This window comes from Brachybacterium vulturis, from assembly GCF_043641765.1.
GTDB lineage: Bacteria > Actinomycetota > Actinomycetes > Actinomycetales > Dermabacteraceae > Brachybacterium > Brachybacterium vulturis_A.
Genome location: NZ_JBHZRO010000023.1, coordinates 1 through 26,787, shown reverse-complemented (window position 1 = coordinate 26,787; position 26,787 = coordinate 1). Strand labels below are relative to the sequence as shown.

Annotated in this window: 24 protein-coding genes; 2 read left to right on the top strand and 22 right to left on the bottom strand. The window is 67.6% G+C overall.

Annotation, left to right across the window (positions count from 1 at the left end; all coding sequences use genetic code 11):
• Window position 1: 1 nt before the first annotated feature.
• Window positions 2–370 (bottom strand): 50S ribosomal protein L14, encoded by a 369-nt coding sequence (gene rplN, locus ACHUEU_RS14790; protein WP_096802419.1) that lies wholly within the window; start codon window positions 368–370, stop codon window positions 2–4.
• 464 nt (window positions 371–834) lie between these two features.
• Between rplN and ACHUEU_RS14785 the strand changes: the two genes are divergently transcribed.
• Window positions 835–1,245, top strand: a complete 411-nt coding sequence (locus ACHUEU_RS14785; protein ID WP_394216885.1) for a hypothetical protein — start codon at window positions 835–837, stop codon at window positions 1,243–1,245.
• Between the two features lie 99 nt (window positions 1,246–1,344).
• Here the strand turns inward: ACHUEU_RS14785 and rpsQ are convergent, their stop codons facing one another.
• The 14 genes from rpsQ to ngcE all read right to left on the bottom strand — a co-directional run bounded on the left by rpsQ (window position 1,345) and on the right by ngcE (window position 10,803).
• The gene (gene rpsQ / locus ACHUEU_RS14780) at window positions 1,345–1,680 is read right to left on the bottom strand and encodes a 30S ribosomal protein S17 (RefSeq protein ID WP_394216884.1); all 336 of its coding nucleotides are present in this window, start codon (window positions 1,678–1,680) and stop codon (window positions 1,345–1,347) included.
• 20 nt (window positions 1,681–1,700) lie between these two features.
• The gene (gene rpmC / locus ACHUEU_RS14775) at window positions 1,701–1,934 is read right to left on the bottom strand and encodes a 50S ribosomal protein L29 (protein ID WP_394216883.1); all 234 of its coding nucleotides are present in this window, start codon (window positions 1,932–1,934) and stop codon (window positions 1,701–1,703) included.
• Window positions 1,934–2,353 (bottom strand): 50S ribosomal protein L16, encoded by a 420-nt coding sequence (gene rplP / locus ACHUEU_RS14770; protein ID WP_096802415.1) that lies wholly within the window; start codon window positions 2,351–2,353, stop codon window positions 1,934–1,936. Before rplP ends, rpmC begins: the two co-directional genes overlap by 1 nt.
• Before the next feature lie 5 nt (window positions 2,354–2,358).
• The gene (rpsC, locus tag ACHUEU_RS14765; RefSeq protein ID WP_394216882.1) at window positions 2,359–3,201 is read right to left on the bottom strand and encodes a 30S ribosomal protein S3; all 843 of its coding nucleotides are present in this window, start codon (window positions 3,199–3,201) and stop codon (window positions 2,359–2,361) included.
• Between the two features lie 10 nt (window positions 3,202–3,211).
• The gene (rplV, locus tag ACHUEU_RS14760) at window positions 3,212–3,565 is read right to left on the bottom strand and encodes a 50S ribosomal protein L22 (RefSeq protein WP_096802413.1); all 354 of its coding nucleotides are present in this window, start codon (window positions 3,563–3,565) and stop codon (window positions 3,212–3,214) included.
• Between the two features lie 73 nt (window positions 3,566–3,638).
• The gene (gene rpsS, locus ACHUEU_RS14755) at window positions 3,639–3,920 is read right to left on the bottom strand and encodes a 30S ribosomal protein S19 (protein WP_015776373.1); all 282 of its coding nucleotides are present in this window, start codon (window positions 3,918–3,920) and stop codon (window positions 3,639–3,641) included.
• A gap of 18 nt (window positions 3,921–3,938) precedes the next feature.
• The gene (gene rplB / locus ACHUEU_RS14750) at window positions 3,939–4,775 is read right to left on the bottom strand and encodes a 50S ribosomal protein L2 (RefSeq protein WP_394216881.1); all 837 of its coding nucleotides are present in this window, start codon (window positions 4,773–4,775) and stop codon (window positions 3,939–3,941) included.
• A gap of 46 nt (window positions 4,776–4,821) precedes the next feature.
• The gene (gene rplW / locus ACHUEU_RS14745) at window positions 4,822–5,124 is read right to left on the bottom strand and encodes a 50S ribosomal protein L23 (protein WP_089064420.1); all 303 of its coding nucleotides are present in this window, start codon (window positions 5,122–5,124) and stop codon (window positions 4,822–4,824) included.
• Window positions 5,121–6,071 carry a 50S ribosomal protein L4, sunset domain variant gene (gene rplD, locus ACHUEU_RS14740; RefSeq protein ID WP_394216880.1) on the bottom strand — a complete coding sequence of 317 codons (951 nt, stop codon included), beginning with the start codon at window positions 6,069–6,071 and terminating at the stop codon, window positions 5,121–5,123. The genes rplW and rplD overlap by 4 nt, the downstream gene beginning before the upstream one ends.
• Before the next feature lie 5 nt (window positions 6,072–6,076).
• Window positions 6,077–6,757: a 50S ribosomal protein L3 gene (gene rplC, locus ACHUEU_RS14735; RefSeq protein WP_394216879.1), complete on the bottom strand. Its 681-nt coding sequence runs from the start codon at window positions 6,755–6,757 to the stop codon at window positions 6,077–6,079.
• An 11-nt stretch (window positions 6,758–6,768) separates the two neighbouring features.
• Window positions 6,769–7,077 carry a 30S ribosomal protein S10 gene (rpsJ, locus tag ACHUEU_RS14730; RefSeq protein WP_089064423.1) on the bottom strand — a complete coding sequence of 103 codons (309 nt, stop codon included), beginning with the start codon at window positions 7,075–7,077 and terminating at the stop codon, window positions 6,769–6,771.
• A gap of 371 nt (window positions 7,078–7,448) precedes the next feature.
• Window positions 7,449–8,375 carry a carbohydrate ABC transporter permease gene (locus ACHUEU_RS14725; protein WP_394216878.1) on the bottom strand — a complete coding sequence of 309 codons (927 nt, stop codon included), beginning with the start codon at window positions 8,373–8,375 and terminating at the stop codon, window positions 7,449–7,451.
• Window positions 8,375–9,259, bottom strand: a complete 885-nt coding sequence (locus tag ACHUEU_RS14720) for a carbohydrate ABC transporter permease (RefSeq protein ID WP_394216877.1) — start codon at window positions 9,257–9,259, stop codon at window positions 8,375–8,377. The genes ACHUEU_RS14725 and ACHUEU_RS14720 overlap by 1 nt, the downstream gene beginning before the upstream one ends.
• 80 nt (window positions 9,260–9,339) lie before the next feature.
• The gene (gene ngcE, locus ACHUEU_RS14715; protein ID WP_394216876.1) at window positions 9,340–10,803 is read right to left on the bottom strand and encodes an N-acetylglucosamine/diacetylchitobiose ABC transporter substrate-binding protein; all 1,464 of its coding nucleotides are present in this window, start codon (window positions 10,801–10,803) and stop codon (window positions 9,340–9,342) included.
• A gap of 270 nt (window positions 10,804–11,073) precedes the next feature.
• On the opposite strand from ngcE, the gene ACHUEU_RS14710 reads away from it, so the two are divergent.
• A complete protein-coding gene (locus tag ACHUEU_RS14710; protein WP_394216875.1) occupies window positions 11,074–11,910 on the top strand; it encodes a YflT domain-containing protein in 837 nt (278 codons plus the stop codon).
• Window positions 11,911–12,124: 214 nt separating this feature from the next.
• Here the strand turns inward: ACHUEU_RS14710 and tuf are convergent, their stop codons facing one another.
• From tuf to rpoB, 7 genes are all read right to left on the bottom strand, one after another.
• The gene (gene tuf, locus ACHUEU_RS14705; RefSeq protein ID WP_394216874.1) at window positions 12,125–13,312 is read right to left on the bottom strand and encodes an elongation factor Tu; all 1,188 of its coding nucleotides are present in this window, start codon (window positions 13,310–13,312) and stop codon (window positions 12,125–12,127) included.
• A gap of 130 nt (window positions 13,313–13,442) precedes the next feature.
• Entirely contained in the window at window positions 13,443–15,590 is a 2,148-nt protein-coding gene (fusA, locus tag ACHUEU_RS14700) for an elongation factor G (protein WP_394216873.1), read from the bottom strand.
• A gap of 90 nt (window positions 15,591–15,680) precedes the next feature.
• Window positions 15,681–16,151, bottom strand: a complete 471-nt coding sequence (rpsG, locus tag ACHUEU_RS14695) for a 30S ribosomal protein S7 (protein WP_096802405.1) — start codon at window positions 16,149–16,151, stop codon at window positions 15,681–15,683.
• Window positions 16,151–16,525, bottom strand: coding sequence for a 30S ribosomal protein S12 (gene rpsL / locus ACHUEU_RS14690; protein WP_394216872.1), 375 nt, complete (start codon window positions 16,523–16,525; stop codon window positions 16,151–16,153). Before rpsL ends, rpsG begins: the two co-directional genes overlap by 1 nt.
• A gap of 656 nt (window positions 16,526–17,181) precedes the next feature.
• On the bottom strand, window positions 17,182–18,435 hold the full coding sequence (locus tag ACHUEU_RS14685; protein ID WP_394216871.1) for a transglycosylase family protein: 1,254 nt from the start codon (window positions 18,433–18,435) through the stop codon (window positions 17,182–17,184).
• A 450-nt stretch (window positions 18,436–18,885) separates the two neighbouring features.
• Window positions 18,886–22,770: a DNA-directed RNA polymerase subunit beta' gene (locus tag ACHUEU_RS14680; RefSeq protein ID WP_394216870.1), complete on the bottom strand. Its 3,885-nt coding sequence runs from the start codon at window positions 22,768–22,770 to the stop codon at window positions 18,886–18,888.
• 114 nt (window positions 22,771–22,884) lie between these two features.
• On the bottom strand, window positions 22,885–26,373 hold the full coding sequence (rpoB, locus tag ACHUEU_RS14675) for a DNA-directed RNA polymerase subunit beta (protein ID WP_394216869.1): 3,489 nt from the start codon (window positions 26,371–26,373) through the stop codon (window positions 22,885–22,887).
• Between the last annotated feature and the right edge of the window lie 414 nt (window positions 26,374–26,787).

Below are 26,787 nucleotides of genomic sequence, written 5' to 3'. Positions count from 1 at the left end.
GTCACACCACCTCCGGTGCCAGCGAGACGATCTTCATGAAGCGCTTGTCCCGCAGCTCGCGGCCGACCGGGCCGAAGATGCGGGTGCCGCGCGGCTCGCCGTCGGTCTTGAGGATGACCGCTGCGTTCTCGTCGAAGCGGATGTAGGAGCCGTCGACGCGACGGACCTCCTTGGATGTACGGACGACGACCGCCTTGACGACGTCGCCCTTCTTGACGTTGCCACCGGGGATGGCGTCCTTGACGGTCGCCACGATGGTGTCGCCGATGCTGGCGTAACGGCGACCGGAGCCACCGAGAACACGGATGCAGAGAATCTCCTTGGCACCCGTGTTGTCGGCGACCTTCAGTCGCGACTCCTGCTGAATCACTCGTTCTCCTATCGTCTCACCGGTTCTCTTCCCACCCGCGGGAGCAAGCAGGCCGAGCCTTGCGGAACGGAATCTGGACACTGCATGCTGCACAGCGCCGCACCTGGTCACAGCCGTGACTCCGGACGCTGCCGTCGACCGGACCCGGGCATCAGAAAACCCTCTGCCGGACTCAGGCACTGGCGTGGTGAACGCATGGCGTTCGCCTCAGGTGCGAGGTCTCCGGCGAGGACGGATCTGGTGGCCCGGATCCTGTCGCGGACTCCTGAGCGCTTCCACCGCAGGGGTGAGGGCGCCAGTTCTCCGGCAACCGCTCAAGACTACGCGCCCGGACCTCGCCTGTCACCCCGGTTCGGGCGGTCCCGACGTGTGTGCTTGCTCTCGCGCGCTCGATCCGGAACGAGAGCGGGACGGCCCCGCCTCCCCCGCGGCCACGCTGCGGGACGGAAGGGTAGGTTCGGCCCATGATCGATATCGATGTGGCCCGGAAGCTGCGGGACGCCGGCCTGGCCTGGGAGCCGGCCGACGGCGACCGCTTCGTGATCGACGTCCCCGAGATGCGCGGCGAGGCGTTCATGCTCTCCTCGATGGTGGTCGAGCGCGTGCGGGGACGCACGGGGCTGCCGCTGCTGCGGTTCAACGGCACCACGGAATGGGCGCTGGACTCCGTCGAGCAGCACGAGGTGGTGTGGATCCCGCGGGAGGACCAGCTGCGCGAGGAGCTCGGTGAGCACTTCCTGGGGCTGCGTCGAGCTGAGGACGGCACCTTCACGGTCACGCTGCGCAGCGCCGACGCCGCGGTGCGCGAGGTGCCCGCCCCGCATGCGGAGGACGCCCTGGCCGGCGCGCTGCTGATCCGCCTCACGGCCCGCTGACGAGCACCCGTCCCCGGCCGGACGACGCGCAGGGCCGGCACCCCCTGGGGTACCGGCCCTGCTCAGGAACCGTCGGCGGTCACGCGGACCGCCCGCGGATCACTTGGCGCGCTCGAGGATCTCCACCAGACGCCACCGCTTGGTCGCGGAGGTCGGGCGGGTCTCCATGACGACGACACGGTCGCCGATGCCGGCGGTGTTCTCCTCGTCATGAGCCTTGAACTTGCTCGTCTTGGTCGTGACCTTGCCGTAGCGAGCGTGCTTCACACGCTCCTCGACCTCGACGACGATGGTCTTGTCCATCTTGTCGGAGACCACGAAACCGCGGACGGTCTTGCGGTACGGGCGCTCGGACGAGGACGCGTGCGCGCCCTCCTTCTCGAGCACCTCGAGATCCTCGGCGGCCGGGGTCTCGGCCTGGGTGTTGTCAGTCATCTCTGTTCCTCGCTTCGCGGTCACTCGGCGCTGCCGGGCGCCTGACGGATGCCCAGCTCGCGCTCGCGCAGGATCGTGTAGATCCGTGCGATGTCCTTCTTGACGGACCGCAGACGGCCGGGGCTCTCGAGCTGGCCGGTGGCGGACTGGAAACGGAGCTTGAACAGCTCGTCCTTCGCCTTCGCCAGCTCTTCGGCCAGCTTCGTGTCGTCCAGCTTGTCGAGTTCGTCGGCGGTGAGCTTGGTCGCTGCCATCAGATGTCACCACTCTCTCGGCTCAGGATGCGGCTCTTCATGGGGAGCTTGTGCTGCGCCAGGCGCAGTGCCTCGCGAGCCACCTCCTCCTCGACGCCGGCGATCTCGAACATGACCCGTCCCGGCTTGATGTTGGCGATCCACCACTCGACCGAACCCTTGCCGGAGCCCATGCGGACCTCGGCAGGCTTCTTGGTGAGCGGACGATCGGGGTAGATGTTGATGAACACCTTGCCGCCACGCTTCATGTAGCGCGTCATGGCGATACGTGCGGCCTCGATCTGGCGGTTGGTGACGTAGGCGGGCGCGAGCGCCTGGATGCCGTAGTCGCCGAACGCGAGGTCGGTGCCGCCCTTGGCCATGCCGGTGCGGTGCGGGCGGTACTGCTTGCGGTGCTTGGTCCTGCGAGGGATCAGCATGTCGCTCAGGCCTCCGTTCCGGGCTGCTGTGCGGGAGCGGCAGCCTGCTCGGCGGGAGCCGCGGCCGGAGCAGCGGACTGCTCGGCGTTGTCCCCACGACGCGCGGTGGCGTTGCGCTCGTTACGACGGCCGCGCGGACGCTCGGCACGCGGGCCGCGACCGCCGGAGCGGGGACCCTGCGAGGCGGCCTGCTGGGCCGCGAGCTCCTTGGCGGTGACGTCGCCCTTGTAGATCCACACCTTCACGCCGATGCGGCCGAAGGCGGTGCGGGCCTCGTAGAAGCCGTAGTCGATGTTCGCGCGGAGGGTGTGCAGCGGCACGCGCCCCTCGCGGTAGAACTCGTTGCGGCTCATCTCGGCGCCGCCGAGGCGGCCGGAGACGGCCACTCGGATGCCCTTCGCGCCGGCGCGCTGCGCGGACTGCATGCCCTTGCGCATCGCACGACGGAAGGAGACACGGGCGGCGAGCTGCTCGGCGATGCCCTGCGCGACCAGCTGAGCGTCGGCCTCGGGGTTCTTCACCTCGAGGATGTTCAGCTGGATCTGCTTGCCGGTGAGCTTCTCGAGCTCACCGCGCAGGCGCTCGGCCTCCGCGCCGCGACGCCCGATGACGATGCCCGGGCGAGCGGTGTGGAGGTCGACGCGCACACGGTCACGGGTGCGCTCGATCTCGACCTTCGAGATGCCGGCCCGCTCCATGCCCTTGGACATGAGGGCGCGGATCGCGACATCTTCCTTCACGTAATCGCGGTAGCGCTGACCCTCCTTGGAGGAATCGGCGAACCACCGGCTGCTGTGCTCCGTCGTGATCCCGAGACGGAACCCGTTCGGATTGACCTTCTGGCCCATTCGGGACTCCTTACTTGTTCACGGGAGCGACGACCACGGTGACGTGGCTGGTGCGCTTCTTGATCTGGAAGGCTCGACCCTGTGCGCGCGGCTGGAACCGCTTCATGGTCGGGCCCTCATCGACGAATGCGGCGGAGACGGCGAGTTCGCGCTCATCGAAGCGCTCCCCTGCCTGATCTGCCTTCACCCGCGCGTTGGCGATCGCGGACTCGACGAGCTTGAGGACGGGCTCACTGGCTCCCTGCGGCGCGAACCGCAGAATGTCCAGGGCCTCGCCCGTGCTCTTGCCACGAATCAGGTCCACAACGCGGCGAGCCTTCATGGGCGACATGCGGAGGTACCGCACCTGCGCCTTGGCTTCCATTGCTGTCCTGCTTTCTTCTGGATGTCGGGACGTGCTGCCGTGCTGACCGGAGGTCAGCGACTCTGACTCGAGGTCAGCGACGGCGGCCCTTTCTGTCGTCCTTCTCGTGGCCCTTGAAAGTCCGCGTGGGAGCGAACTCGCCGAGCTTGTGGCCGACCATCGACTCGGTGACGAACACCGAGACATGCTTGCGACCGTCGTGCACTGCGAAGGTGTGGCCGAGGAAGTCCGGGGTGATGACCGAACGACGCGACCAGGTCTTGATGAGGTTCTTGGTGCCCTTCTCGTTCTGGACATCCACCTTCTTCTGAAGGTGGTCGTCCACGAAGGGGCCCTTGGCGATACTGCGAGGCATAGTCTCTGATTCTCCCTATCAGCGCTTCTTGCCGGACCGACGACGGCGCACGATGAGCTTGTCGCTCTCCTTGCCCGGCCGACGGGTACGGCCCTCGGGCTGACCCCAGGGCGACACCGGATGGCGACCACCGGAGGTACGGCCCTCGCCGCCACCATGGGGGTGATCGTGGGGGTTCATGACGACGCCGCGCACGTGAGGGCGCTTGCCCTTCCAGCGCATGCGACCGGCCTTGCCCCAGTTGATGTTGGACTGCTCGGCATTGCCGACCTCGCCGATGGTGGCGCGGCAGCGGGCGTCGACGTTGCGGATCTCGCCGGACGGCATGCGCAGCTGCGCGTACGGTCCTTCCTTGGCGACCAGCTGCACGGAGGCGCCGGCGCTGCGGGCGATCTTGGCGCCGCCACCGGGACGCAGCTCGATGGCGTGCACCACGGTGCCCAGCGGGATGTTCCGCAGCGGCAGGTTGTTGCCGGGCTTGATGTCCGCGCCCGGACCGTTCTCGATCCATTCGCCCTGACGCAGCTTGGCCGGCGCGAGGATGTAGCGCTTCTCGCCGTCCAGGTAGTGCAGCAGCGCGATGCGCGCGGTGCGGTTGGGGTCGTACTCGATGTGAGCGACCTTCGCGTTGATGCCGTCCTTGTCGTGACGGCGGAAGTCGATCACGCGGTAGGCCCGCTTGTGGCCACCGCCCCGGTGACGGGAGGTGATACGACCGTTGTTGTTGCGGCCGCCGGACTTGGACAGCGGACGGACCAGCGACTTCTCCGGCGTGGACCGGGTGACCTCGACGAAGTCGGCGCCACTCGAGAAACGACGACCGGGTGTGGTCGGCTTGCTCTTACGAATTGCCATGTGGGTTTCCCTCAGACTCTCTTCGGCTCCTCGGATATCGATCGCCTCAGGCGACCGACCCTCCGAAGATGTCGATGGCTCCGTCAGTCAGGGTGACGATGGCGCGCTTGGTGTCCTTGCGCTTGCCGGTCCCGAAGCGCGTGCGGCGCGACTTGCCCTGACGGTTGATCGTGTTGACCGAGTTCACCTTGACGTCGAAGACCTTCTCGACGGCGATCTTGATCTCGGTCTTGTTGGCGTCGGCAGCCACCAGGAAGGTGTACTTGCCCTCGTCCATCAGCCCGTAGCTCTTCTCGGAGACGACCGGGGCCAGCAGGACGTCGCGGGGATCCTTGTTCAGCGAGGTCACTTCGACTCCTCCTCAGCGGCGTCTGCGGCCGCGGTGGACTCCTTGACGGCGTTCACGAACCCGGCGGCCTGGGCGGCCTCCTCGGTCGCGAACCAGACCTCGGCCTTGGTACGGCCGTACCACGGGGAGTCCGGGGTGTGGAACTTCATCGAGCCCTGGTTGCCCTTGATCGAGTAGCCCTCGGGGGCGGAACCGTCGGCCAGGGGGGCCGCCGATCCCTCGCCGAAGGGGGCGTCCTGCGCGGCGGCGGGAGCAGCGGCGGCAGCAGCCGGCGCGGCCTTCGCAGCAGCGAAGTTCGAGGTGGGCAGGGCCAGGGTCGCCTGAGCCACGAAGTCCTCGAGCGCGCCGGCGGTGAAGACCACGTCGTCGGAGAGCATGACGTCGTAGGTGTTCACCTGATCGGCGTACAGGACATGGGTGGTCGGCAGGTTGCGCGAGCTGAGCGCGCCCAGATCGTCGTCGCGACGCACGACCACCAGCAGGTGGCGACGCTCGGAGACGTTCGACAGAGTCTGACGCACGGACTTGGTCGATGCGACATCCCCCGCCAGGAGCGAGGACACGACGTGGACGCGGCCGTTGCGGGCCCGATCGGAGAGGGCTCCGCGCAGGGCGGCGGCCTTCATCTTCTTCGGGGTGCGCTGGCTGTAGTCACGCGGGACGGGTCCGTGGACGATACCGCCACCGGCGAACTGCGGGGCGCGCAGGGAGCCCTGACGGGCACGACCGGTGCCCTTCTGCTTCCAGGGCTTCTTGCCGCCGCCACGCACCTCGGCGCGGGTCTTGGTCTTGTGGGTGCCCTGGCGGCCGGCCGCCTGCTGGGCGACGACCACCTGGTGGATCAGGGGCACGTTGGTCTGCACGTCGAAGATCGACGCAGGCAGCTCGACGGAGCCGGACTTCTTGCCGGCCGGATCGAGCACGTCGACAGTCAGGTTCGCTGCCATCGGGCTCAGGCCTCCTTCGCGGGGCTCTTGACAGCCGAGCGGACGAGCACGAGGCCGCCCTTGGGGCCCGGGAGGGCACCCTTGACGAGCACGAGGCCCTTCTCGACGTCGACCGCGTGAACGGTCAGGTTCTGGACACTGGTGCGGTCGCCGCCCATACGGCCAGCCATGCGCTGACCCTTGAACACGCGACCGGGGGTGGAGGCGCCACCGATGGAGCCGGGCTTGCGGTGGTTGCGGTGCTGGCCGTGCGAGGCGCCGACACCGGCGAACCCGTGGCGCTTCATGACGCCCGCGGTGCCCTTGCCCTTGGAGGTGCCGACGACGTCGACCTTCTGGCCGGCCTCGAAGATCGAGGCGTCGATCTCCTGGCCGAGCGAGTAGTCCGCGGCGTCGAGGGTGCGCAGCTCGACGAGGTGGCGGCGCGGGGTCACGCCGGCCTTCTCGAAGTGGCCCTTCAGCGGCAGCGAGACCTTGCGGGGGTCGATCTGCCCGTAGGCGATCTGCACCGCATCGTAGCCGTCCGTCTCGACGGAGCGGATCTGGGTGACGACGTTCGCACCGGTCTGCACGACGGTCACGGGGACGAGCTTTCCAGCCTCGTCCCAGACCTGGGTCATGCCGAGCTTGGTGCCGAGCACGCCGGACACCGGAGCGGCCTTCTGGCCGGTCAGTTCGTTGCTCATCTCCACCACCCTCAGAGCTTGATCTCGATGTTGACGTCCGCCGGCAGGTCGAGACGCATGAGCGAATCCACGGCCTTCGGCGTGGGATCGACGATGTCGATCAGACGCTTGTGCGTGCGCATCTCGAAATGCTCACGGGAGTCCTTGTACTTGTGCGGCGAACGGATCACGCAGAACACGTTCTTCTCCGTCGGCAGCGGCACCGGGCCCACGACAGTCGCGCCAGCGCTGGTGACCGTCTCGACGATCTTGCGCGCCGAGCTGTCGATCACCTCGTGGTCGTACGACTTGAGCCGGATGCGGATCTTCTGTCCCGCCATGGCGTCCTGTCTCTCTTCCTCGTCTGGCATGGATGCAACCGCCTCCCGGTACCCGAGGACGGGCGTGTCGGCCTCCGCGGGGCGCATGAGCCCAGCAGGATGCCGCCGAGAATCGGCTGCGTCTGCGTCGTATCCCTGCGACGATGCGCACTTCGCGCCATGGGGCGCGATTCGCATCCTCGGGACGGGCCTCATCCGGTGATCATTCGCCGAGGGGATCCTCGGAGAACGGAACCGGGCATGTCGGCCCGCGCAGACAACTCGAACAGTCTGTCAGAAGCGGTCCGCCACGACAAGACGGGCCCGGGTGCACCCTGTCACATCCAGGGTCCCGGGCCCGTCGAGAGCGCTCCACGGCGGTCAGCAGGTCCTCACTTGTTCGTGCTGCGCCCGACCCCGCCCTGCAGCTGCCGCTGGAAGAACGCGTAGATGATGAGCACCGGCAGGATCGTGATCGTCACAGCAGCGAACATCGCTCCCCAATCCGACTGGTACCCCTGCTGCGCCTGCATGTTCGCGAGCCCTTGGGCGAGCACGAACTTGCTCTGATCCGTGTTGAGCACGACCGGCAGCAGGAACTGGTTCCACAGACCCAGGAAGTTGAAGATCGTGACGCTCGCGAGACCCGGGAGCGCCATCGGGACCATGACCTGGAAGAAGGTGCGGAAGTCTCCCGCACCGTCGATGGCGGCGGCCTCGGCGATCTCTTCCGGCAGCTGCCGGAAGAACGCATAGAGGAAGAACACCGTGAACGGCAGCGCGAAGCCCGAATAGGCGAGGATGAGGCCGAGATACGTGTTCCTCAGGCTCATCGACTCGAGCACGAAGAACAGCGGCACCACGGCGAGGAACAGCGGGAACGTGAGGCCCGCGATCAGCGCGTAGTAGATCATCCGACGTCCGGGGAACGTGTATCGCGCCAGGATGTACGCGCACATCGAGCCGAGCAGCATCACCAGGAACAGGGCTCCGCCGACCACGATCAGCGTGTTCCCGAAGAACCGGCCGATGCCGGCCTCGGTCCAGGCATTCACGAAGTTGTCGAAGTTCAGCTTCTCCGGGAGGCTGAAGGGGGAGATGAGGATCTCCCGGGAGTTCTTGAACGAGCTGTAGAAGGTCCACAGCAGCGGCAGGATCACCAGCAGCGCCCAGATGCTCAGGACCACGTTGGCGATGACGCCGAACGTCCGGTCACCGCCGGAGGCCTTGGCGTGCGCTCCGCCCCTCCGCCCTGCGGCAGCGCGGGCGCCGTCCCGGGCCGGCACTGCGGTCGCGGAGTCGGGGTTCCTCGTCGCCATCACACGTCCTTCCGTCGGAAGCTGAACAGGACGATCACGGCCATCAGCATGGTCACCAGAGCGAGCACCACACCCATCGCCGAGGCCAGCCCGAAGCGGGAGTCGAAGAAGGCCGTCTGGTAGAGATACCGGGAGATGACCTCCGTGCTCTTGGCGGTCCCGCCGTTGGGGGTCATCACCTGGATGTACACGAACATGTCCAGGGCGACGATCCCCATGTAGACCGCGGCCGTGGAGACGTTCTCCCGGACCATCGGCAGGATCACCTGCACGGACAATCGCAGGCGCCCGGCCCCGTCGAGGCGCGCCGCCTCGACGACCTCGGCGGGGACCGAATGGATCGCCGCGACGAACAGCACCATGTAGAAGCCGAGCAGGTTCCAGACCACGGCCAGACCCACCGCGATCAGCGCGAAGTCCGGGTCCCCCAGCCAGGCGATCCCCGGATCCAGACCGATCAGGCCCAGGGTGCCGTTCAGCAGTCCCCCGTTGGGCGAGTAGATGAAGGCGAACAGGATGCCCACCACGACGGCCGGGATGACGTACGGGAAGAAGCTGACCATGCGGAAGAAGTTCGCGCCGCGCACGCCGCGGATCTCACCTCGCGTGCTGCCGCCGACCGTCACGAGGATCGCCAGCGCGAACGCGAGCACGATCACGACGGTGGGCAGTGCGACCATCAGTATGAGGTTGTTGGTCAGCGCCTTGAGGAACGTGGGGTCCTGGAACAGCCGGGCGTAGTTGGCCAGCCCGATGAACTCCGGGGCGGCCCCCAATCCCCGCCAGTCCGTCAGCGAGTAGTAGATCGCCTGCGCGATCGGCCAGACGACGATCACGACGTACAGCAGCAGGGGCAGCCCGAGGAAGCTGAGGAAGAACAGCACTCGAGACGGCGTGACCCTGCGACGTGCCCCTCGGGTGCGCACCGGCGCACCCGAGGGGGCTGCAGTGGTAGCGCTCGTCATCACTCAGGAACGTCGAACTTCTCGATGCTGTCGTCCTCGCGGACAGCGTCGATCAACGACTGCTCGCGCTCCCGGGCTTCGTCAGCAGTGAGGTCGCCGCTGAGGAACTCGGTCCACAGGGTGACCGTGTCCGGACCGAGACCGTACCAATCTCGGTGGCTGATGTTGAAGGTGTTCTCTCCGGCAGCGGTGATCATCTCGTTGGTGGAGGCGAGCGCAGTGGAGCCGAACGCGTCCTCGGGGATGGTGTCCTTCAGGACCGTCGGGGACGAGGTGATCTTCGAGAAGTTCTGCGCCTGCTCCTTCGAGAGCATCACGCGCAGGAACTCGAGACCGCCGGGCCCGTTGGCGGCATCGCTGGGCACGAAGAAGGGCTCGCCGGCCGTGCCGTGGATGGCCTCCGCCGGCATGGCGCCGCCCGTGCTCAGCTGAGGCGTGGGCACGCCGACCATCTCGTAGTCCTCCGGGGTGATGCCCTTCTGCTCGTTCTCGATCCACGAGCCCGAGGGGTACATCACGGCCTTGCCCGTGACCCACTGGGCCTGGGCCTCGGTGTGCTTGATCCCGGCGCCGCCGGACAGGAAGTACCCGGCCCTGACGGCGTCCTCGATCGCGGCGTACGCGGCGACGACCGACTCCTGCTCGAAGGCGTCGGGCTCGAGCCGGTCGAGATTCTTCTGCACCTCGATGCCGCCCTCCTTGATGGCCATCGACAGAGCGAGCTCGCGGTAGTAGTTCGAGGCGTTCTGTCCGCCCCACGGGAACAGGGCGATGCCCTCGGCCTTCGCGGCCTCGCCGATGGTCATCACGTCGTCCCAGGTGATGGGCAGAGACCAGCCCTTCTCCTCGAACTGCTTGCGCGAGAGCCACACCGCATACACGGTGTAGACGTAGTTCAGCGCATAGAGCTTGCCGGAGTACATGCCCGCATCCAGCGAACCCGGGATCAACGAGTCCCTGATGGTGCCGCCGTCGATCGAGGCCGCCTCGATGAGCGGATCGAGCTCAGCGACGCTGCCCTCACCGACCAGGGCCCCGGCGTTCATCGACTGCGCACCGGAGTTGTCGAAGAGATCCGGCGGGTTCCCGCCGATGAAGCGCGGCTGCAGATCCGGCTGGATGTTGACCGTGGAGGAGACCTGGACGTCGGCGTCCGGGTACATCTCCTCGTACTTGTCCCCGGCGTCCTTCGCGTACTGGTCGCCGTAGCCGCCGTTGAAGATGACGACGTCGACCGGCAGGTCACCGGAGACACCGAAGGGATTGTCCTCGGAGACCTCGCCCTCGCCGGTCCCGACCCCGGCCTCACCGTCGCCCTCGTCGCTCGAGCCACCACCGGCGGCGCAGGCGCTCAGGGCCGCAGCACCGGCACCGGCACCGGCCAGGCCCAGGAACAGTCGTCGTGACGCACCGAGCTTCTCGGCCGGGGTGTCGAGGATGGTGGGGTCCGTGGAATCGTCCATAGCGCCCTCTTTCGTCATTGAAGCGGAGATTCTGCTGTCGAGCGAGCGCGAACCCTGTCCGCACCGTGCAGTGAGAGTACCCGCGAGCTGCTCGAATCTGCATGTCTCGCGGTCGATGTGACCAAAATGTTGCAGAAGTGGCGGAGGGCCGCTCATTCCCGTTCCGGAGGGCTGGACGATCCGCATCGACCTGCTGCGCCGGCCTGTCCTCCCACCGCGTGCTCGGTGCCGATCCAGCCAGTTCGCGAACTCCTGCTCTACGGTGGTCCCATGAGCCAGCCTCCGCAGTCTTCGCGCTCCGCCTCCCCGCTGACGGCACGCCTCTACGATCTCGAATACCCCCGCTCCCTCGGCGTGTACAGCACGTACCAGGAGGTGCAGTCGGTGGTGGACACCCTCGCGGACAAGCAGTTCCCGGTCCAGAGCACGCTGATCGTCGGCACGGACCTGAAGCTGATGGAGCGGGTCACCGGCCGACGCACCTGGCCCAAGGTGATCTTCCAGGGTGCCCTCTCCGGCCTGTGGATGGGACTCTTCCTCGGCCTGCTGCTGCTCCTGCTCTCCCCGGGCAACCTCACGGTCATCCTCACCAGCGTGGTGCTGGGCATCGTGTTCTTCACCGTCTCCTCGGTGATCGGGTACACGATGACGGGAGGCCGTCGGGACTTCACGTCGATGACGGCCACCATCCCGATGCAGTACGAGCTCCTGGTCGAGCACAAGCATGCGGCGCAGGCGCAGCAGATCCTCGCCGAATCCGGTGCCGCGCCGGTCCCGGTCCAGGGCCCGGCGGGCAGCGGCGCCGAGCAGGTCCCGGCGCCGTCCACGCCCTTCGGCCATGCTCCGCACAGCGGCGGCCAGCAGTTCGGGGCAGCGGCCCCGCCTCGCGATGGATCGTCGCCGACGGCTCCCGCGTCCGGGCGCCCGAGCTACGGACAGCCCGCGCAGAACAGGCCGTCTCAGAGCGAGGCACCCACCGCCCGCAGCCCTCGCCCCAGCTTCGGCAGGCCGGCGGGGCGGTCCGAGGACCCCTCGCCGACGCCCCCGAGCGACGATCCCCGCAGCACGGGATCTGAGGGGCGTCCCGGCGGCGACCCCCAGCACTGAGCCGTCCTTCCGGGCGACGGACGGCGCGGTCCGAACCCGGCCGCGCGGAGCACAGCCCCGTCCGCGCCGCGCACGAGGACGCCCCTCCCCCGCACCGACGGCGGCCGGGATGCGAGAAGGCCCCGCACCGGTCGTCCCGGTGCGGGGCCCTCCTCGTGCTGTTCAGCTCTCGCGGAGCGAGCGCCTCACGGCTGCGGGGTCTCCCCCGCGGCGATCACTTGGTGATCTTGGTGACGCGGCCGGAGCCCACGGTGCGGCCACCCTCACGGATGGCGAAGCCGAGGCCCTCCTCCATGGCGATCGGCTGGATCAGCTCGACCGTCATCTCGGTGTTGTCGCCGGGCATGACCATCTCGGTGCCCTCGGGCAGCTCGATGACGCCGGTGACGTCGGTGGTCCGGAAGTAGAACTGCGGACGGTAGTTCGAGTAGAACGGGTTGTGACGGCCGCCCTCGTCCTTGGACAGGATGTAGACCTGCGCCTCGAAGTTGGTGTGCGGGGTGATGGTGCCGGGCTTGGCCACGACCTGGCCGCGCTCGACGTCCTCACGCTTGGTGCCACGCAGCAGCAGACCGCAGTTCTCGCCGGCCCACGCCTCGTCCATCTGCTTGTGGAACATCTCGATGCCGGTGACGATCGTCTTCTGCGGCTTGCGGATGCCGAGGATCTCGACCTCGGAGTTGATCGACAGCTTGCCGCGGTCGACCTTGCCGGTGACGACGGTGCCACGACCCTGGATCGTGAAGACGTCCTCGATCGGCATCAGGAAGGCCTGGTCGAGATCGCGGACCGGGTCCGGGATGGACTCGTCCACGGCGTCCATGAGGTCCTCGACGGACTTGACCCACTTGGGGTCGCCCTCGAGAGCCTTCAGCGCGGACACCTGGATGATCGGCGCGTCCTCGTCGAAGCCCTGCCCGGCCAGCATCTCGCGGACCTCCATCTCGACGAGCTCGAGGATCTCCTCGTCGTCGACCATGTCGGACTTGTTGAGCGCGGCGAGCAGGTAGGGAACGCCGACCTGCTTGGCGAGCAGCACGTGCTCACGGGTCTGTGCCATCGGGCCGTCGGTGGCGGCGACCACGAGGATCGCGCCGTCCATCTGAGCGGCGCCGGTGATCATGTTCTTCACGTAGTCGGCGTGACCGGGAGCGTCGACGTGCGCATAGTGGCGCTTGTCGGTCTCGTACTCGATGTGCGAGACGTTGATCGTGATGCCGCGCTGCTTCTCCTCGGGCGCGTTGTCGATCGTGTCGAAGTCGCGGGCCTGGTTCAGCTCCGGGAACTTGTCGTACAGGACCTTCGAGATCGCAGCGCTCAGCGTGGTCTTGCCGTGGTCGACGTGACCGATGGTGCCGATGTTGACGTGCGGCTTGGTCCGCTCGAACTTGGCCTTCGCCATGATGGTGTCCTCCTAGGACTTCTAATCGTGGTACTTCTGGATCGGGATCGGATCCCGCCTCGGTGAGGCGGAGGCCGATGGGAACGGCGGGGACAGCAGGAGAAGGAGCCTACCTGCTGCCCCCGACGCCTCACTCGCCCCGGGTCTTCGCGACGATCTCCTCAGCGATGCTGGAGGGGACCTCCGAGTAGCTGTCGAACTGCATCGTGTACATCGCCCGACCCTGGGTCTTGGACCGCAGGTCGCCGACGTACCCGAACATCTCGGACAGCGGGACGAGAGCACGGACGATCTTGACCCCGCTCGCGTCCTCCATCGACTGGACCTGACCTCGCCGGGAGTTCAGGTCGCCGATGACATCTCCCATGTACTCCTCCGGAGTACGGACCTCGACGTCCATGAGGGGCTCGAGGAGCACCGGCTGCGCCTTGCGCAGCGCCTCCTTGGCCGCCATGGAGCCGGCGATCTTGAAGGCCATCTCCGAGGAGTCGACGTCGTGGTAGGCGCCGTCCAGGAGCGCGACCTTGACGTTCACCACCGGGTAGCCGGCCATGATGCCGGACTCCAGGGCGCTCTGGATGCCCGCGTCCACGCTCGGGATGTACTCGCGCGGGATGCGACCGCCGGTGACCTTGTTCTCGAACTCGTAGAACACGCCCTCCTCGGCATCGGTCAGCGGGCCGAAGGTCAGCTGGACCTTCGCGAACTGGCCGGAGCCGCCGGTCTGCTTCTTGTGGGTGAAGTCGAACTTCTCCACCGTCCGCTTGATCGTCTCGCGGTAGGCCACCTGCGGCTTGCCGATGTTCGCCTCGACGTTGAACTCACGCCGCATGCGGTCCACGAGGATGTCGAGGTGCAGCTCGCCCATGCCCTTGATGACGGTCTGGCCGGACTCCTCGTCGAGCTCCACCTGGAAGGTCGGGTCCTCCTTGGCGAGCTTCTGGATGGCCACACCCAGCTTCTCCTGGTCGCCCTTGGTCTTCGGCTCGATGGCCACCGAGATGACCGGATCGGGGAAGCTCATGGATTCCAGCTGGATCGGGTTCGCCGAGTCCGTCAGGGTGTCACCGGTGGTGGTGTCCTTCAGACCGATGAAGGCGTAGATGTGGCCCGCGAAGGCCTCCTCCACCGGATTCTCCTTGTTGGAGTGCATCTGGAACAGCTTGCCCACGCGCTCCTTCTTGCCGGTGGTGGCGTTCAGGATCTGATCGCCCTGCTTCACCTGGCCGGAGTAGACGCGCACGTAGGTCAGCGACCCGAAGAACGGGTGCGCGGCGACCTTGAAGGCGAGGCCCGAGAAGGGCTCGTCCCAGTCCGGCTTGCGGGTCAGGACCGTGTCCTCGTCGCCCGGCTTGTGACCCTCCATCGGGGGCACGTCGAGCGGGGAGGGCAGGTAGTCGATGACACCGTTCAGGACGGGCTGGACGCCCTTGTTCTTGAACGCGGTGCCGCAGAAGACCGGGTACGCCTCGGAGGCGATGGTCATCGCGCGGATGCCGGCCTTGAGCTGCTCGACGGTGAGGTCGCCCTTCTCGAGGTAGGCCTCCATGAGCTCCTCGGAGCTCTCGGCGACGTCCTCGACGAGCTTGCCGCGGTACTCCTCGACGGTGTCCGTCAGATCCTCGGGGATCGGGATCTCGCGCTGCCACTGGCCGAGCGAGGGATCACCCTTCTTGGAGTTGATCGCGGCCATGTCCTCCTCGAGCCTGTCCGGCCAGTCATAGGCCTTCATCTCGACCAGGTCGACGATGCCGCGGAAGTCGTTCTCCGCACCGATCGGGACCTGCATGACCAGAGGCTTCGCGCCGAGTCGATCGGTGATGGTGCCGACCGTGAAGAAGAAGTCGGCGCCCAGCTTGTCCATCTTGTTGACGAAGCAGATGCGCGGGACCTCGTACTTGTCGGCCTGACGCCAGACGGTCTCCGACTGGGGCTCCACGCCCTCCTTGCCGTCGAACACTGCGACGGCGCCGTCGAGCACACGCAGCGAGCGCTCCACCTCGACGGTGAAGTCGACGTGACCGGGGGTGTCGATGATGTTGATCTGGCTGTCGTGCCAGTAGCAGGTCGTCGCGGCGGACGTGATGGTGATGCCGCGCTCCTTCTCCTGCTCCATCCAGTCCATCGTGCCGGCGCCGTCGTGGGTCTCGCCCATCTTGTAGTTCACGCCGGTGTAGAAGAGGATGCGCTCGGTCGTGGTGGTCTTGCCGGCATCGATGTGCGCCATGATGCCGATATTGCGGACCTTGTTCAGGTCGCTGAGCACTTCAAGTGCCACGGGCTGTGCCTTTCTGGAGAACGGATGCTGGTGGAGCTGCCGAAGGACAGTCGGTGGGATCCGCCCGGACGGGCGGACCCCACCATGGACTCACCAGCGGTAGTGAGCGAAGGCCCGGTTGGACTCGGCCATCTTGTGGGTGTCCTCGCGACGCTTGACAGCGGCACCGAGGCCGTTGGAGGCGTCCAGGATCTCGTTCATCAGACGCTCGGTCATGGTGTTCTCGCGGCGGGCGCGGGAGTAGCTGACCAGCCAGCGCAGCGCCAGCGTGGTGGAGCGGCCGGGCTTGACCTCGATCGGCACCTGGTAGGTCGCACCGCCGACACGGCGGGAGCGGACCTCGAGGGACGGCCGGATGTTGTCCAGCGCCTTCTTCAGGGTGACGACCGGGTCCTGGCCGTTCTTCTCCCGGGCGCCCTCGAGCGCGCCGTAGACGATGCCCTCGGCGACAGTCTTCTTGCCGTCCAGGAGGATCTTGTTGATGAGCTGCGTGACGATCGGCGACCCGAAGACCGGGTCGACGACGAGGTGGCGCTTGGGAGCGGGGCCCTTACGAGGCATTACTTCTTCTCCTTCTTCGCGCCGTAGAGGGAGCGCGCCTGCTGGCGGCCCTTGACGGACTGGGTGTCCAGGGCGCCGCGCACGATCTTGTAGCGCACGCCGGGCAGGTCCTTCACACGACCACCACGGACGAGCACGATCGAGTGCTCCTGGAGGTTGTGGCCCTCTCCGGGGATGTAGGCGGTGACCTCGACGCCGGTCGAGAGCTTCACACGCACGATCTTGCGCAGCGCGGAGTTCGGCTTCTTGGGGGTCTGGGTGTACACGCGCGTGCAGACACCGCGGCGCTGGGGCGAACCCTGGAGCGCGGGCGTCTTCGAGGAGGACGACCGGGCGTCCCTCCCCTTGCGCACCAACTGCTGAATAGTGGGCACTGCTTCTCTTCCTGTTCGGCCACCGGCGCTGTTCGCACCGGCAGATCGACAACTTCGACCGTTCTCACGGTCGGCGACCCGACGCGCCGCTCCCATGGCCCGGGAGCCTCTGCGGATCGACCCGCCCGTCAGGTGATGGCACCTGCCGGGCGTCCTGGAGGACCGTGATCGGTGCCCGCGGGCGAGAGGCCGGGCATGGCCTCCGACCCGTGTTCGGTCACGCCGCGAGGATCCGCTCCTCGCGGGGGACATCCCCCGCGGCCCCGAAGGGTCCATGGGTCAGTCCCGGGTCACGACCAGAGGGCACTCCGGACGCATCTGCAGTCTACTGAGCGCCGCACGATCGGGTCAAAGCTTCCCCGGGACTCCGATGCAGATCACATGCCGGACACTGCTGCACGGCCTGCCATGCCTACCTCGGCCACGCGGCACGCCCGGGCTCGACCGGGCCGGGCGCGCACCCGCTGGACCGGGCCGGGCGCGCACCCGCTGGCCGTCTCCCAGCACACGCCCTCGATACAGCGGGGCGTGTGCTGGCAGGACGCCAGTGGAGACCAGGCGACGGTCGCGGGACGAGCACCCGCACGCGACGAGCGCGCCGCCGAAGGGCGACGCGCTCGCGGATGGCCGGAGACCGGCCGGAGCCGGCTCGCGGATCAGCGGATGCCGAGCTTCGCGGTGCAGGAGGGCCACGCGCCCCAGCCCTGTGCGGCCTGGGTCTTCTTGGCGATCGCGATCTGCTGCGAACGGCTCGCCTGGTCGGCGGTGGGTGCGTACTGGCCACCGCCGAACGCCTGCCAGGTGGAGCGGGAGAACTGCAGGCCGCCGTGGTAGCCGTTGCCGGTGTTGATCGACCAGTTGCCGCCGGACTCGCACTGGGCCAGGCGATCCCAGACCCCGCCGGAGGGCGCGGTCGGAGCGCTCGCCGAGCGGGAGCTGCTGGAGCTCGAGCCGCTGGAGCTCGAACTGCTGGAGCTGGAGGAGTCGCGCTCGGAGCTGCGCGAGGACTTGCTGGAGGTGGAGCGCGGCTCGGGCTTGGACTCAGGCTCGGGCTTCGGCTCGGGCTTCGGCGCGGGCTTCTCCTTGGTCCCCTCGGCGACGACCTCGGTGACCGGCTCGGTGATGACGTCCTCGGAGACCAGCTCGGACTCGGTGACCTCGCCGTCGACGGTGGTCTCGGCGAAGACCTTCTCGACCGTGCCGGCCTTGCCCTCGGTGGTGGTCTTGGAGGTGCCCTCGTACAGGGAGTCGTCCTCGACGGTCTTCGTCTCGAACGGGATCTTCTCGGTCTCGGTGCGCTCGGTCTCGCGGACGCGCTGGACCGTGTAGGTGGCGCCGTCCTCGAGCAGGGTGTCGCGGGGGACGTCGGCGGTGTCGGAGTCCTCGATATGTCCGAGCACCTTCTCCATCGCGTCGCCGACGGTCAGGGCGGTGACCTCGAAGGTGTCCTGGCCGTACTGGCCCACGAAGGTGACGGTCTTGCGGGTGACGATCTCGACCTCGCCCTCGGTCTCGCCGAGGCTGGTCTCGGGGGCGGGGCTGATCGCCGCGCCCTCGGCCTTGTACTCGGCGTCCTCGAGGACGTCGGCGACGGTGTCACCGGTGGTGAGCAGCTCCTGGGCGACGCCGTCCACGGTCACCATGATCGGGGTGCGCTGGATGACCTGGATCTCCATGCCGTCGCTGACGACCGTCTCGAGGCCCGGGACCACCAGGTCGGTGTCCTTGACCTCGATGCCCTGATCTGCGAGGAGGTTCGCGACGGTGGGCTGGGCGAAGGTGCGCACCGAGGACTGCTCGCCGTACACGTCGATCTGGGCCTCGTTCGACATCGCGAAGGCGGTGCCGCCACCGCCGATGGCGACGACGCAGACGGTCGCCGCGCCGATGATCCACGGAGTCTTCTTCACTGGTGCACCTGTTTCCTGCCGCGAGCCCGCGGCGTAGCGTGTCGTTCCCTGAGCGTCGGACCCCGCGGGGCGGGGCCTGCAGCTCCGGCACGCGCGCGCCGCCTGTCAGGGGCGCAGCAGGAAAGCTTGCGTGGGAACTGCCAGATGCCATCGTTTCGCGGCTGGGACGGTTCCGTAAGGGCCGGGGCGAGACTTTGAGGAAGGGCCCACGAGGGCTTTACCGTCTCGTGAACTTCGGCGTCTGCCAGGTCACTTCTGAGGGCCTGCTCGGTGGTCCGGGCGCGACCTGGCGCACACCGGAGCCGCTCCGCCCGGTCCGCCGGACGGGCGTCGGCAGAGCCGCTCCCCCACGCAGAACGCCGCAGGGCGGCCCCACCGATGTGGGGCCGCCCTGCGGCGTGTCGTCGCCGCCCGCCTCGCGGCGGTGCAGCTCCCGCGCTCAGCGCGAGATCACCGGAAGTCGGTCCGGAACGGGTCGGCGTAGTCGATGTCGTCGAGGTTGACGGCACCGGTCTGGCCGAAGCCGGAGAAGTCCAGCTCGTCGTAGCCGGGCACCTGGTACATCTGCGCCTTGGCCTCCTCGGTGGGCTCGACCGCGATGTGGCGGAACCGCGACAGGCCGGTGCCCGCCGGGATGAGCTTGCCGATGATGACGTTCTCCTTGAGCCCCATGAGCTGATCGCTCTTGCGGTTCAGGGCGGCCTCGGTGAGCACGCGGGTGGTCTCCTGGAAGGAGGCCGCCGAGAGCCACGACTCGGTCGCCAGCGACGCCTTGGTGATGCCCATCAGCTCGGGGCGACCCGAGGCCGGCTGACCGCCCTCGGCCAGGACCCGCCGGTTCTCCCGCTCGAAGGTGACCCGCTCGGCGAAGTCGCCGGGCAGCAGGCCGGTATCACCGGACTCGATGACCGTCACCCGACGGAGCATCTGGCGCACGATGACCTCGATGTGCTTGGCGTGGATGTCCACACCCTGGCTGATGTAGACCTTCTGCACCTCGTCCACCAGGTGCTGCTGCACCTTCCGCGGGCCGAGGATGCGCAGCACCTGCTTCGGGTCGACCGAACCCTGGGTGAGCTGCTGGCCGACGTCGATCTGGTCGCCGTCCGCGATCAGCACGGTCACACGCTTGGAGACCGTGTAGGAGACCGGCTCGGAGCCGTCGTCCGGGGTGACCGTGATCCGACGCTGCTTGTCGTTCTCCTCGATCTCCGCGCGACCGGCGAACTCCGAGATCGGCGCGAAGCCGGCCGGGGTACGGGCCTCGAAGAGCTCCTGGATGCGGGGCAGGCCGTGCGTGATGTCGCCGTCGGCGCTGGCCACACCACCGGAGTGGAAGGTACGCATGGTCAGCTGGGTGCCGGGCTCACCGATCGACTGGGCCGCGACGATGCCGACGGCCTCGCCGATGTCGACCAGCTGGCCGGTCGCGAGCGACTTGCCGTAGCACTGGGCACAGGTGCCCACGGCCGAGTCGCAGGTCAGCACGGAGCGGATCTTCGCCTCGCGCACCCCGGCCTCGACCAGCTGCTCGATGAGCACGTCGCCGAGCTCGGTGCCGGCCGGCGCCGCCTCGGAGCCGTCGGCCCCGATCGCCGCGGTGGCCAGCACGCGCCCGTACACCGTGGACTCCGCGTGCTCGTGGGGGCGCAGCGCGCCGCCCTCCTCGACCCCGATCGGCAGGACCAGGCCCTTGGTGGTGCCGCAGTCGTCCTCGCGGACGATGACGTCCTGCGAGACGTCGACCAGACGACGGGTCAGGTAGCCCGACTGAGCGGTCTTCAGCGCGGTGTCCGCCAGCCCCTTGCGGGAGCCGTGCGAGGCGATGAAGTACTCCAGGACCGAGAGCCCCTCCTTGTAGTTGGAGAGGATCGGGCGGGGGATGATCTCGCCCTTGGGGTTGTTCACCAGACCACGCATACCGGCGATCTGACGGACCTGCATCCAGTTGCCTCGGGCGCCCGAGTCCACCATCCGGTAGATGGTGTTGGTCGGAGCGAAGTTCTCCCGCATCGCCTGGTCGACCTCGTTGGTCGCCTCGGTCCAGATGTCGATGAGCTCCATGTTGCGCTCGTGCTCGGAGATCAGACCCAGGTCACGGTTCTCCTGGATCTGGGCGTTCTTCTCCTCGTACTTCGCGATGATCTCCGCCTTGTTCGGCGGGGTCACCACGTCCGACAGCGCGAAGGACGCACCCGAGCGGGTCGACCACGAGAAGCCGTAGGTCTTCAGCGCATCCAGCGACGCGGCGACCTGGCCCTTGTCGTAGCGCTCGGCGAGAGCGTTGACGATGCCGCCCAGTCGCTTCTTGCCGACCTGGCCCTGCACGAACGGGAAGTCCACGGGCAGCGTCTCGTTGAAGTAGACGGTGCCGAGGGTGGTGGCCAGGATGATGGGATCGCCCTCGGTCCAGCCCTCGGGGGCCTCCCAGTCGCTGGGCGGGGTGATGTCGGTGAACCGGATCGACACCGGGGCGTTCAGGTGCAGCTCACCGCGGTCGAAGGCCATGATGGCCTCGGCCTCGGAGGCGAACTGACGCCCTGCGCCCTCGCCGTCCTCGCGCACTGTGGTGAGGTGGTACAGACCGATGATCATGTCCTGTGCGGGCATGGTCACGGGGCGGCCGTCGGACGGCTTGAGGATGTTGTTGCTGGAGAGCATCAGGATGCGGGCCTCGGCCTGCGCCTCCGCGGACAGCGGCAGGTGCACGGCCATCTGGTCGCCGTCGAAGTCCGCGTTGAACGCGGCGCAGACCAGCGGGTGCAGATGGATGGCCTTGCCCTCCACCAGCTGCGGCTCGAACGCCTGGATGCCCAGACGGTGCAGGGTGGGCGCACGGTTCAGCAGCACCGGGTGCTCGGTGATGACCTCTTCGAGGACGTCCCACACCTCGGGGCGTGCACGCTCGACCATCCGCTTGGCGGCCTTGACGTTCTGGGCGTGGCTGAGCTCGACCAGACGCTTCATGACGAAGGGCTTGAACAGCTCCAGCGCCATGCCCTTGGGCAGACCGCACTGGTGCAGGTTCAGCTGCGGGCCGTTGACGATGACGGAGCGGGCGGAGTAGTCCACACGCTTGCCCAGCAGGTTCTGACGGAATCGTCCCTGCTTTCCCTTGAGCATGTCCGAGAGCGACTTCAGCGGGCGGTTGCCCGGTCCGGTGACCGGACGGCCGCGACGACCGTTGTCGAACAGCGAGTCGACCGACTCCTGCAGCATGCGCTTCTCGTTGTTCACGATGATCTCGGGCGCGCCGAGATCCAGCAGCCGCTTGAGGCGGTTGTTGCGGTTGATCACGCGGCGGTACAGGTCGTTGAGGTCGGAGGTCGCGAAGCGGCCACCGTCCAGCTGCACCATCGGGCGCAGGTCCGGCGGGATCACCGGGACGGCCTCCAGCACCATGCCGACGGGGGAGTTGGTGGTGGTCAGGAACGCGGAGACGACCTTGAGGCGCTTGAGCGCGCGGGCCTTCTTCTGCCCCTTGCCGGTGGCGATGATCTCGCGCAGCAGCACGGACTCGGCCTCGAGGTCGAAGTCCTGGAGCCGGCGCTGGAGCGCCTCGGCGCCCATGCCGCCCTCGAAGTAGGTGCCGTAGCGCAGCTTCATCGCCCGGTAGAGCTGCTCATCGCCCTCGAGGTCCGCGACCTTGAGGGTCTTGAAACGCTCCCAGATGCGGGTGATGCGGTCGATCTCCGCGTCGTACTTCTTGCGGATCTGGGCCTGCTCGCGCTCGCCGGAGTCGCGGACCTTGCGCTTCGCGTCGGCCTTGGCCCCCTCCTCCTCGAGCTGAGCGAGGTCCTTCTCCGCCGACAGCGCACGATCGTTGATCGCGGCGTCCCGCTCGTTCTCGAGCTCCTTGAGCTCGAGGTCGAAGCGGGCCTGCAGATCGGGCATGTCGTCGTGCCGGGCCTGCTCGTCCACGGCGGTGATCATGTACGCGGCGAAGTAGATGATCTTCTCGAGATCCTTCGGCGCGAGGTCCAGCAGGTAGCCGAGACGGCTCGGCACGCCCTTGAAGTACCAGATGTGGGTGACGGGAGCGGCGAGCTCCACGTGCCCCATGCGCTCACGACGCACGGAGGACTTGGTGACCTCCACGCCGCAGCGCTCGCAGATGATGCCCTTGAAGCGCACGCGCTTGTACTTGCCGCAGTAGCACTCCCAGTCCCGGGTGGGGCCGAAGATGCGCTCGCAGAACAGGCCGTCCATCTCGGGCTTCAGGGTGCGGTAGTTGATGGTCTCCGGCTTCTTGACCTCGCCGTGGGACCAGCCGCGGATGTCATCGGCAGTGGCCAGGCCGATGCGCAGCTCGTCGAAGGTGTTGACGTCGATCACAGGTGTCCTTCTCTCGATCGGAAGAGTGGTGTCTGAGGGAACGGGGGTCGAGGGAGGGGCTCAGGGGGCGGCAGCGGCGCGAGACCGCTCCCGGCGCGCCTGAGCCCGCGTCCCTCAGACCTCTTCGATGGAGCCGACGCCCTCGTGGGGCCGGCGGGACAGGTCGATGCCGAGCTCCTCCGCGGCGCGGAAGACCTCCTCGTCGCTCTCCTTGACGTCCTGGGCGGTGCCGTCGCTGGACAGCACCTCGACGTTCAGGCACAGCGACTGCATCTCCTTGAGCAGCACGCGGAAGGACTCCGGGATGCCGGGCTCGGGGATGTTCTCGCCCTTGACGATGGCCTCGTAGACCTTCACGCGGCCGGCGATGTCGTCGGACTTGATGGTCAGCAGCTCCTGCAGCGCGTAGGCGGCGCCGTAGGCCTCCAGGGCCCACACCTCCATCTCGCCGAAGCGCTGACCGCCGAACTGGGCCTTACCGCCCAGCGGCTGCTGCGTGATCATCGAGTACGGGCCCGTGGAGCGTGCGTGCAGCTTGTCGTCCACCAGGTGGTGGAGCTTCAGCATGTACATGTAGCCCACGGAGACCGGCTCCGGGAAGGGCTCGCCGGAGCGGCCGTCGAACAGACGCGCCTTGCCGTTCTCCTTGACCATCCGCTCGCCGTCCCGGTTGGGGCGGTGATTGGCGATCAGGCCGGTGACCTCGTCCGCGGTCAGACCGTCGAAGACGGGGACGGCGACCGGGGTGTCGGGCTCGCCGTGCAGCGCCGCGGCGGGCAGGTCCGCAGCCGTCGGCTCGGAGTCGTCCAGGTCCCAGCCGGCCTTGGCGACCCAGCCCAGGTGGGTCTCCATGACCTGGCCGATGTTCATCCGGCCGGGCACGCCCATCGGGTTGAGGATGATGTCGATCGGGGTGCCGTCCTCCAGGAACGGCATGTCCTCGACCGGCAGGATCTTCGCGATGACGCCCTTGTTGCCGTGTCGCCCGGCGAGCTTGTCGCCGTCGGTGATCTTGCGCTTCTGCGCCACGTAGACGCGGACCATCTCGTTGACGCCGGTGGGCAGGATGTCCCCGTCCTCGTCGTCGTTGAAGACCTGCACGCCGATGACGGTGCCGGTCTCGCCGTGCGGGACGCGCAGCGAGGTGTCGCGCACCTCGCGGGCCTTCTCGCCGAAGATCGCGCGCAGCAGGCGCTCCTCCGGGGTCAGCTCGGTCTCGCCCTTGGGCGTGACCTTGCCGACCAGGATGTCGCCCGGCTCGACCTCGGCACCGATGCGGATGATGCCGCGCTCGTCGAGATCGGCCAGCACGTCGTCGCCGACGTTCGGGATGTCCCGGGTGATCTCCTCCTTGCCGAGCTTGGTGTCACGGGCGTCGACCTCGTGCTCCTCGATGTGGATCGAGGTCAGGACGTCGTCCTGGACCATCCGCGAGGACAGGATGATGCCGTCCTCGTAGTTGTGGCCCTCCCACGACATGAAGGCGACCAGCAGGTTCTTGCCGATGGACAGCTCGCCCTGGTCGGTCGAGGGGCCATCGGCCAGGATCGAGCCGGCCTCGACGCGGTCACCCTCGTCGAAGAGCACGCGCTGGTTGTAGGAGTTGCCGGCGTTGGAGCGCTGGAACTTCCCGATCGGGTAGGTCTGACGGGAGCCGTCGTCGGCCATCACCACGATGAGGTCGGCCGAGAGCTCCTCGATGACGCCGCCCTTCTGCGCGGTGATCACATCACCCGCGTCGACCGCGGCGCGACGCTCCATCCCGGTGCCGACCAGCGGCATCTCGGAACGGAGCAGCGGCACGGCCTGACGCTGCATGTTCGAGCCCATGAGTGCACGGTTGGCGTCGTCGTGCTCGAGGAAGGGGATCATCGCGGTGGCGACGGAGACCATCTGACGCGCGGAGACGTCCATGAAGTCCACCTCCGAGACGCCCACCAGGTCGGGCTCGCCGCCGGGGAGGCGCACCAGGACCTCCTCGTCGAGGAAGCGTCCCTGCTCATCGATCTTGGCGTTCGCCTGGGCGATGATGTGACGGTCCTCGTCATCGGCGGTGAGGTACACGACCTCGTCCGTGACGTGACCGCCCTCGACCTTGCGGTACGGGGTCTCGATGAAGCCGAAGGGGTTGATGCGGGCGAACGTCGCCAGCGAGCCGATCAGACCGATGTTCGGACCCTCGGGGGTCTCGATCGGGCACATGCGGCCGTAGTGCGAGGGGTGGACGTCGCGGACCTCCATGCCGGCGCGGTCGCGGGAGAGGCCGCCCGGGCCCAGCGCCGAGAGACGACGCTTGTGGGTCAGGCCCGACAGCGGGTTGTTCTGGTCCATGAACTGCGAGAGCTGGGAGGTTCCGAAGAACTCCTTGATCGCCGCGGTGACCGGACGGATGTTGATCAGGGTCAGCGGCGTGATCGCCTCGACGTCCTGCGTGGTCATGCGCTCGCGGACGACGCGCTCCATGCGGGACAGGCCGGTGCGGACCTGGTTCTGGATCAGCTCGCCGACCGCGCGGATGCGGCGGTTGCCGAAGTGGTCGATGTCGTCCGTCTCGACGCGGATGTCCCGGCCGTCGGTGCTGGTGTACTCCGAGACGCCGTCGTGCAGCGCCACGATGTACTTGATCGCGGCGACGACGTCCTGCAGGCGCAGGGTGGACTCGGACAGGCTGCCCTCGAGACCGAGCTTCTTGCCGATCTTGTAGCGGCCGACCTTGGCGAGGTCGTAGCGCTTGGCGTTGAAGTAGAGGTTGTTCAGCATCGCCTCGCCGGCATCGCGCGTGGGCGGCTCGCCCGGGCGCTGCTTGCGGTAGATGTCGATGAGCGCCTCGTCCTGGGACGCGATGCGGTCCTTCTCGAGCGTGGAGCGCATCGACTCGAACTCGCCGAACTCCTCGAGGATGTCGCTGTGCGACATGCCGAGCGCCTGCAGCAGGGTGGTGACGGACTGCTTGCGCTTGCGGTCGATGCGCACGCCGACCTGATCGCGCTTGTCGACCTCGAACTCGAGCCATGCGCCGCGGGAAGGGATGACCTTCGCGGAGAAGATGTGCTTGTCGGAGGTCTTGTCGATGGACTCCTCGAAGTACACGCCCGGGGAGCGGACCAGCTGCGAGACGACGACCCGCTCGGTGCCGTTGATGATGAACGTGCCCTTGTCGGTCATGAGCGGGAACTCGCCCATGAAGACCGTCTGGGTCTTGATCTCACCGGTCTCGTTGTTCATGAACTCCGCGATGACGTACAGCGGAGCCGCGTAGGTGAGGTCCTTCTCCTTGCACTCGTCGACCGTGTACTTCGGGTCGTCGAAGGTGTGGTCGCGGAACGACAGCGACATGTTGCCGGCGAAGTCCTCGATCGGGGAGATCTCCTCGAGGATGTCCGCGAGACCGGAGGTCTGCGGGACGTCCTCGCGACCGGCGGCGGAGGCCTCAGCGGCACGCTCCTGCCAGCGCTCGTTGCCGAGCAGCCAGTCGAATGAGGTGGTCTGCAGACTCAGCAGATCCGGAACCTCGATGGGGTCGCCGAGCTTCGCGAAGGTGACGCGAGGCGAGGCGGTGCGAAGTGCGATGTCAGTGGTGCGATCGGTGCTCGAGGCAGCCAAGGGGGGTCCTTCCACAGGCCGATGACGGAATCCCAGGCGCGGTGAACGACCCATCAGGGCAGAGGAGCATGCAATGTGAAGTACAGAGCGGCAGATCCGACAGGAGGCACACGGCGCAAGGAATGAGCATACACAAATGCGCGGATGGACGCAAGGGTCGCGAACACGACCGGTCCATCCGCGTCGGCCGCTATATGCCTGGCGCGGGTGTTCTCCCGGCGCTCTCCTGCCTGTCTGGCTCGACCGGCCCGGCGGTGACATCACACCGGACGCAGGCGGCAGGAACAGCCCCGTACGGGAAAAAGGATGAAGGGAAAACGTGCAGGAGTCAAGCACGCGACGAGACTCACGAAAAGTGCCCGCGAACGGTCTTCGGTGCCTCATATGTTTTTGCCCGCGAAGCGAGGACCGTGG